This is a genomic window from Streptomyces sp. URMC 126 (assembly GCF_051386555.1).
Lineage (GTDB): Bacteria > Actinomycetota > Actinomycetes > Streptomycetales > Streptomycetaceae > Streptomyces.
Genome location: NZ_JBPQTX010000384.1, coordinates 1 through 6,012, shown reverse-complemented (window position 1 = coordinate 6,012; position 6,012 = coordinate 1). Strand labels below are relative to the sequence as shown.

Here is a 6,012-nt window from a genome sequence, read left to right as displayed (position 1 = left end):
GGGTTGGGCCGAGGTTGGGCCGGGGTTGGGGCCGGGGCGTCCCGGCCCGCCCGCCCGAAGCGGCCGCGTCGAAGTCCGGGACCCCGACCGAGCAGCGTCAGGACTCGGCGAGGCAGTGGCGTACCCTTCTCCCGCGCGTCGGCGGACAAGCGCCGGCGGCTCGGGGTGCGCCGCGGCCCCGCTGTCAGCATTTCGGGCGCAGTTCGGGGTCGCGGACGTGGACCGCGCCCGTCCTGTCGATATGCAGGAATTCGGCCTTTCCGTCTCCGTCGACGTCGGCGAACCGAATCTCCGCCGGAGGGGCGTCGGTGTCCGGCACGATCTGACAGATGTCGTCATTGACGATGCCCGATTCCGCGCCGCTTCGGTTGAGCCAGCCCCGTGCGCCGCCCTTGGGGGTGATGAGGACCGGATCGGCACGCCCGTCCCCGTCGAGGTCGGCGAATCGCATTTCCCGGTTGAAGACGGTTGTGAGAGCCCTCGTGGGAGGGGACCATTTCAGACGCTTGTGTCCGTCCTCGTCCGTGAATCCCCGGTTGAACCAGACGGTGACTTCGCTGCTCGGTTCTATCCACAGGTAGTCGACGCGTCCGTCTCCGTCGATGTCCGCGAACTGGATCTCCTTGAGATCCGGCATACGGCCGGCGGTGGCGAGCAGGGGAACGCCGACGTCACCGTCGTATCCGCGCATGCACATGCGGGCGCCTGGCGGATTCTCTTCGATCCAGGTGTGGAGGGTCACCCTGCCGGTCCGGTCCACCGCCATGCAGTCGGGCCGGCCGTCACGGTCGATGTCGCCGAAGCGCAACGCGGCGCCGTACGCATCGGGACCAGGGGCGTACGAGTTCTCCCCTTTCCCGCCGTAACGCAGGCGCTCGTCCTTGACTCCGCCGTTCCACCAGAAGCGGAAGGTCTGGTCTTTGGCGACCGCGAGGTATTCGGCCTTCCTGTCCTGGTTGAGGTCGACCAACCAGAACGTGTCCGTGGCCGGAAACCTCTCGGGCGGAGTGACACCGCCGTCCTCCCGTACCGGGCTCGGGGTCCGCGAACCGGCTTCCGCGAGAGGCGAGTTGCCGGCCGCCTTCCACGGCATCGGGGCGAAGTACAGGACCGGGGCGACGACCGCCAGAGCGACGGCCAGGGTGATCGCGGTCACCCGGCGCCGCCGCTTCCCGGGGGGTTCTTCCGCGGCCGGAGCACGGGTGAGGGGGCCCGCCGGTTCGGGTCCCGCCTCCGCTTCCGGCCCGGGTACGTAGGGTTCGCTTCGCGTGGCAAGGAGGAGACGGCGGAGCGCGGTGTACGTCCGGTGCCGGGGCGAATCGGCCTTGAGAATGCCGGAGTGGTCACCCGGCAGGGCGGAACTGTCCGGAAAGACGGACTGTGCCGAGGCGCGGGGCACCACGCCGTCGCTCTCACCCGCGTAGACCGTCACCGGTATGGGACAGGTCCGGTCGGTGACCTCGGTGGCGTGCACGACATCACGCACCACCGTGCGCAGGGTCTCGCTGACCCGGTCGTTCAACGGGCGGAGATCCTTCTCCTGCGGATGGCGCACGCCCAACGCACGCCGTCGCAAGGAGAGCAGCAGTTCGGAGCCGTTGCTCGGGCAGGCGAGCATGACCAGCCGCCGGATCCGGGCGAGTTCGCCGCCTCTGCCGTCGTGCAGCATGCGCACCAGATAGCGCTGGGCGACCAGCCCGCCCTGGCTGTGGGTGACCAGGAACAGCTGGTCGAACGCGCCGGCTTCCGTGACCAGGTATTCCTTGAGGCTGTCCGCGACCGTTTCGATCGACGGAAGGACCCGCAGCGGATTGACCGAAAGCAGCCCGGTCGCATACTCGAACGTCAGCGGTTCGACGAACCCGAGCCCCCGGGTCCGCGGCGATCAGCGCGCGCAACGGCTCCCACACCTTCGGCCCGGACATGAACCCGTGAATCATCACGAGCCCCAGTCGGCTGTCCCCCACGATGCCGGCCCCCTCACCACGAGACGGAGCTTCCACCGTAATCCCGGCCCCGGTCCCTTTCCTCGCGAGCGAAACGGGAGTGGCCAAAAGCCTGCTCCGGAATCGGGGTCAGGGACGTGTCACGGACGCCGCCGCGGGCTCGGCCCGGTGCCGACAGTCGCGCAGTCCTGCGTGACGCTCGTCGCTAGCCATGGTCGACCTCATAAGCCGACGACTCGCCCGCGAACCGACCCCGAACCGGCCCGACGCCCGAGCACACCAAGTCAGAAGGAGGAGCCCTGAACAGGGCAGTGCCAGTCAGCCGAGTCGATCGCGTTCCCCTCCGCGTCGCTGAGGTGGAAGCAGTTGCCGTTGACCCACACCGCGACCGATTCGGGCTGGTGGTCGACCTGGAACGGCTCGTCCCCACGCAGAGTCCCGGACCATGAACCATCCGCCGCAGGCGAGTGGGTGACGACGACCCACCTCTGCTTCGGGAGAATTCGATACGTATCCGCCCAGGGCTCAACGGTCAGCTCCAACGTCGCGTCACCGCCGTTGCCGATCAGTAGCCGCGCTGTTCCCCCGGTGGCCACTCGTGGCCCCCCCTTACCTCAACGGACGATCCCGCACTCAACCGCAGTCCTCGCGGGCTTTCAGGACCCGATCGTGGCACGCACGTTCACCTGATCCAAGCGGCTGCTCGCCCGGCGTATCAAACAGCCCTGCCGGGACAAAACGCTCTTCCACTGCTCCCCCGATGCCCCCGACACCCCGATGTCCGGTCCGTCGCAGCCGCCCCCGGCCGTCGCCGGTGAGGGTGGCGCCACGCCGACGCCGCCCCCGCCCAGCCGTCTCGAAGGGCACGGTCACCCTGCGCGACCATTTCCCAAGGTCTGTGCCCGAGCCCGCAATTGCTGGACGAAAACAGGACCTCTCGACAGCGGTGCCGGACGAGGTCGCCTTCCGACGCTCCCGACGACGGCACGCTCCGGGCGCCGCCCCCTGCCGGCAGCGGCCTACGCTGCATCCCATGGGTACCGACATATACGGCTGCGTCGAGGTGAGGGAGCCGTGCGCCGACGAAGACTGGTACGACGGGCCGCCCTGGCGGCGCGCCCTTGATCTGTTCCCGCTGTACGCGAACCGGGACTACACCGCGTTCGCCTGCCTCTTCGGCGTCCGCGACACCGGCCTCTGGGAGCCGGTCGCCGCCGGCCGCGGGCTGCCGCCGGACGTGTCGCCCGACCTGCGGGCCGAGTACGAGGACGTCGCCGCGCTCGACGCCGCCGTGCACGGCGCGACCTGGGTGACCTGGTCGGAGCTGTCCGCGATGGACCCCGACGTCGCCCCCAAGGGCGTCCGGGGACTGCTCGAACTGCGGGACGACCGCAGCCCGGCCATGACCCACCGCTACTGGATCACCGACGAGTGGCCGCCCGACGCCGTGGAGCGGCTGGGTGCGCGGGCGGCGGCGGACGGCCCGGCGGGCACCCCGTTCGGGGAGTGGCGCACGGACTCCACGCGGGTGAACTACCGAGGGTTCACCCGCCGGGACGCGGTGGGCCCGGGAACCGGCTGGGAGCACGTGTTCGCCGTCATGGCGGCGCTCGCCGGCCGTTTCGGGGACGAGGGTGTCCGGTTGGTCGTGTACTTCGACTGAGCGGGCTCTTCGGAGTCGCGGCCGCGCGGGACGAACGAGCCGGTCGGCGACTCGCGCCGACCCGCTACGGCGTCGGCCGGTACGCCACCACAGCCCGTGGCATCACCGCCGCCCGCCATGACCATGTTCTGGCCCTCACCAAGCGACGCACCGACCCCGCCGGCGCTGCCCGCCTCCCTGTGCGCTCTGCTCGTCCTGACCGACCTCGAAGTCAGCCGCTGACTGTCTGCGGCGGGTAGGGAGATCCTCATGCGGGACAGTGGGGCTAGGGCCACCGCCGATACGCACGCCAGCCGGATTCCTCGCCGCCGCGCTGATCCATAGCGTCCACGCCATGACGCTCTCAACCGGGTCCTTACCGCTCGTCAACCGACGACGCGGCCTGTTCGTCTACCTCGGGGCCGCCTACATCGGCATGTGGTCGGCCATGTCACCCCTCTTGGCCGGTGGTTACCGGCGCGGCGACGCACGCGAGGAGACCGGTGCGCTGGAGCAGGTGTGTATCGCGGCCGCGATGTTGGCCCCTGCTCTCGCCGCGATCCTCGTCGTCCGCTGTGTCGAACGCGGCGGCCGGGTACGGGACAGCCTCGCCCTGCGCTGGACGAAGCCCTGGGGGCGTGGTGCACGGGCCTGCCTGACAGCCTTCGCCGTCCCCGCCGGTCTCACCGCGGCTGCCCTTGCCATTGGCGCCTTCGCCGGCCGCTACCCGTTCGGTGGAGTGCACTGGAACGGGCTCGGCGCGTGGGCGGCAGGAGCCGTGGTGAACATGCTCTTGTCGCTCCCGCTGTTCTTCGGCGAGGAACTGGGCTGGCAGGGTTACCTCTTCCCGCGCCTGGCACGGGACGGTGGCCGCCGGCGCCTGGTCCGGGCGTACATGGTCACCGGCACGGCCTTCGCCCTGTGGCACCTGCCCACGCTGCTGATGGGCGGCCAGTACCCGGGCCGGCCCTGGTATGTGTCAGTGCCTGCCATGCTGGTGAGTTGCATCCTCATACTGCCGGTCTTCACCTGGCTGCGCCTGCGCTCCGGCTCGGTCGTACCGGCCGTCATCGGCCACGCGTTCGTGAGCTCGGTGAGTGTCGGCATGGTCAAGGAGTTCGCTGATCCCGAGGCGGCACTCGATCCCCTGCACATGGGTATGGCCGGATGGCCCGGCTGGATCGTCACGGGCGCGTTCGTCGCCTTCCTGGCGCTGACCGGCCGACTCCGGCCGTCCTTCTACACAGCCCGAGCCACCCCTCACCCCGCGTCGCCCCGCGGACTGTCCGTGCGTGTTCGGCGGAGCCGACCACGGGGCGGCACGCCGGACGGCCGGTCCGTGACCAGGACGCCGGGGCGGACCGGGGCACCCCAGGCGGGAGCGGACGCGCGTCGGCCGGCGCCGTAAGGAGACCGCCGGCCGCTTCAGCGCGTCACCGCCGCGGCGAAGGCCCGGCGGTAGGCGCGCGGGCTGACGCCCGTGGTGCGGCGGAAGCGGTCCCGGAAGGCGGTCGGGGATCCGAACCCCACCTCGGCGCCGATGTGTTCGACGGGCCGGCCGGTGGTCTCCAACAGCTGCTGGGCCCGGCGGATCCGGGCGCGGTGCAGCCACTGCAACGGCGTGGTGCCGGTCTGCTCGCGGAAGTGGCGGGTGAGGGTCCGGGGGCTGACGCCGGCCCGGGCGGCGATGTCGTCGACGGTCAGCGGGCGGGCGAGGTTCTCGCCCAGCCAGTGGAGCAGCGGCTCCAGCGCGGAACCCGCCGGGACGGGCGTGTGGTCGTGGACGATGAACTGCGCCTGCCCGCCCTCCCGTTCCAGGGGCGTCACGGAGATTCGGGCGGTGTCGGCGGCCACCGCGGAGCCGTAGTCGCGACGGACCATGTGCAGACACAGGTCGAGGCCGGCCGCCGCCCCCGCCGAGGTGAGGATCCGCCCGTTGTCGACGTAGAGGACGTCGGGATCGACGTCGACCGCCGGGTGGCCGGCGGCGAGCCGCCCGGCGGCCCGCCAGTGGGTCGTCGCCCGCAGCCCGTCCAGCAGCCCGGCGGCGGCGAGGACGAAGGCGCCCGAGCAGAGGGAGGCGACGCGCGCGCCGTCGTCCGCGGCCCGGCGCAGCGCGGCGCGGACGGCCGCGCCGAGTGGCGCCTCCGGGTCGGCGGTACCGGGCACGACGACCGTGTCCGCGCCCCGCAGCCCGTCCAGCCCCCAGGGCGCCCGCAGGCTGAACTCCCCCGCGTCGACCTCCGGGCGCTCGGCGCAGACACGCACCGCGTAGCCCGGGCTTCCGTCGGGCAGCCGGACGCGGCCGAAGGTCTCCACCGCGATGGAGAGGTCGAACGGGATCACGCGCGGGAGGGCGAGGACGGCGACCGTGTGCATGCGGGGACGGTACCGCCGCCCGGGGCGGCGCGGGCGGGTCGGGTC

The 6,012-nt window shown here is 71.6% G+C and carries 5 protein-coding genes; 3 read left to right on the top strand and 2 right to left on the bottom strand.

Translation table 11 applies throughout. The annotated features are described in order from the left end of the window. Positions 1–184: 184 nt before the first annotated feature. The gene (locus ACSNOK_RS29705) at positions 185–1,156 is read right to left on the bottom strand and encodes an FG-GAP repeat domain-containing protein (protein ID WP_436783893.1); all 972 of its coding nucleotides are present in this window, start codon (positions 1,154–1,156) and stop codon (positions 185–187) included. A 312-nt stretch (positions 1,157–1,468) separates the two neighbouring features. Between ACSNOK_RS29705 and ACSNOK_RS29700 the strand changes: the two genes are divergently transcribed. The 3 genes from ACSNOK_RS29700 (at position 1,469) to ACSNOK_RS29690 (ending at position 4,996) form a co-directional block, all read left to right on the top strand. Next, positions 1,469–1,927 carry a hypothetical protein gene (locus ACSNOK_RS29700; RefSeq protein WP_436783892.1) on the top strand — a complete coding sequence of 153 codons (459 nt, stop codon included), beginning with the start codon at positions 1,469–1,471 and terminating at the stop codon, positions 1,925–1,927. Positions 1,928–2,979: 1,052 nt separating this feature from the next. Continuing rightward, positions 2,980–3,609 (top strand): hypothetical protein, encoded by a 630-nt coding sequence (locus ACSNOK_RS29695; RefSeq protein ID WP_436783891.1) that lies wholly within the window; start codon positions 2,980–2,982, stop codon positions 3,607–3,609. A gap of 334 nt (positions 3,610–3,943) precedes the next feature. After that, entirely contained in the window at positions 3,944–4,996 is a 1,053-nt protein-coding gene (locus tag ACSNOK_RS29690; RefSeq protein WP_436783890.1) for a CPBP family intramembrane glutamic endopeptidase, read from the top strand. 17 nt (positions 4,997–5,013) lie between these two features. On the opposite strand, the gene ACSNOK_RS29685 is transcribed toward ACSNOK_RS29690, so the two are convergent. After that, on the bottom strand, positions 5,014–5,967 hold the full coding sequence (locus ACSNOK_RS29685) for a GlxA family transcriptional regulator (RefSeq protein ID WP_436783889.1): 954 nt from the start codon (positions 5,965–5,967) through the stop codon (positions 5,014–5,016). Between the last annotated feature and the right edge of the window lie 45 nt (positions 5,968–6,012).

Bases quoted from the DNA above. Each gene is read 5' to 3' on its own strand.
- ACSNOK_RS29695 (WP_436783891.1), top strand. From the start codon at position 2,980: ATGGGTACCGACATATACGGCTGCGTCGAGGTGAGGGAGCCGTGCGCC.
- ACSNOK_RS29690 (WP_436783890.1), top strand. From the start codon at position 3,944: ATGACGCTCTCAACCGGGTCCTTACCGCTCGTCAACCGACGACGCGGC.
- ACSNOK_RS29685 (WP_436783889.1), bottom strand. From the start codon at position 5,967: ATGCACACGGTCGCCGTCCTCGCCCTCCCGCGCGTGATCCCGTTCGAC.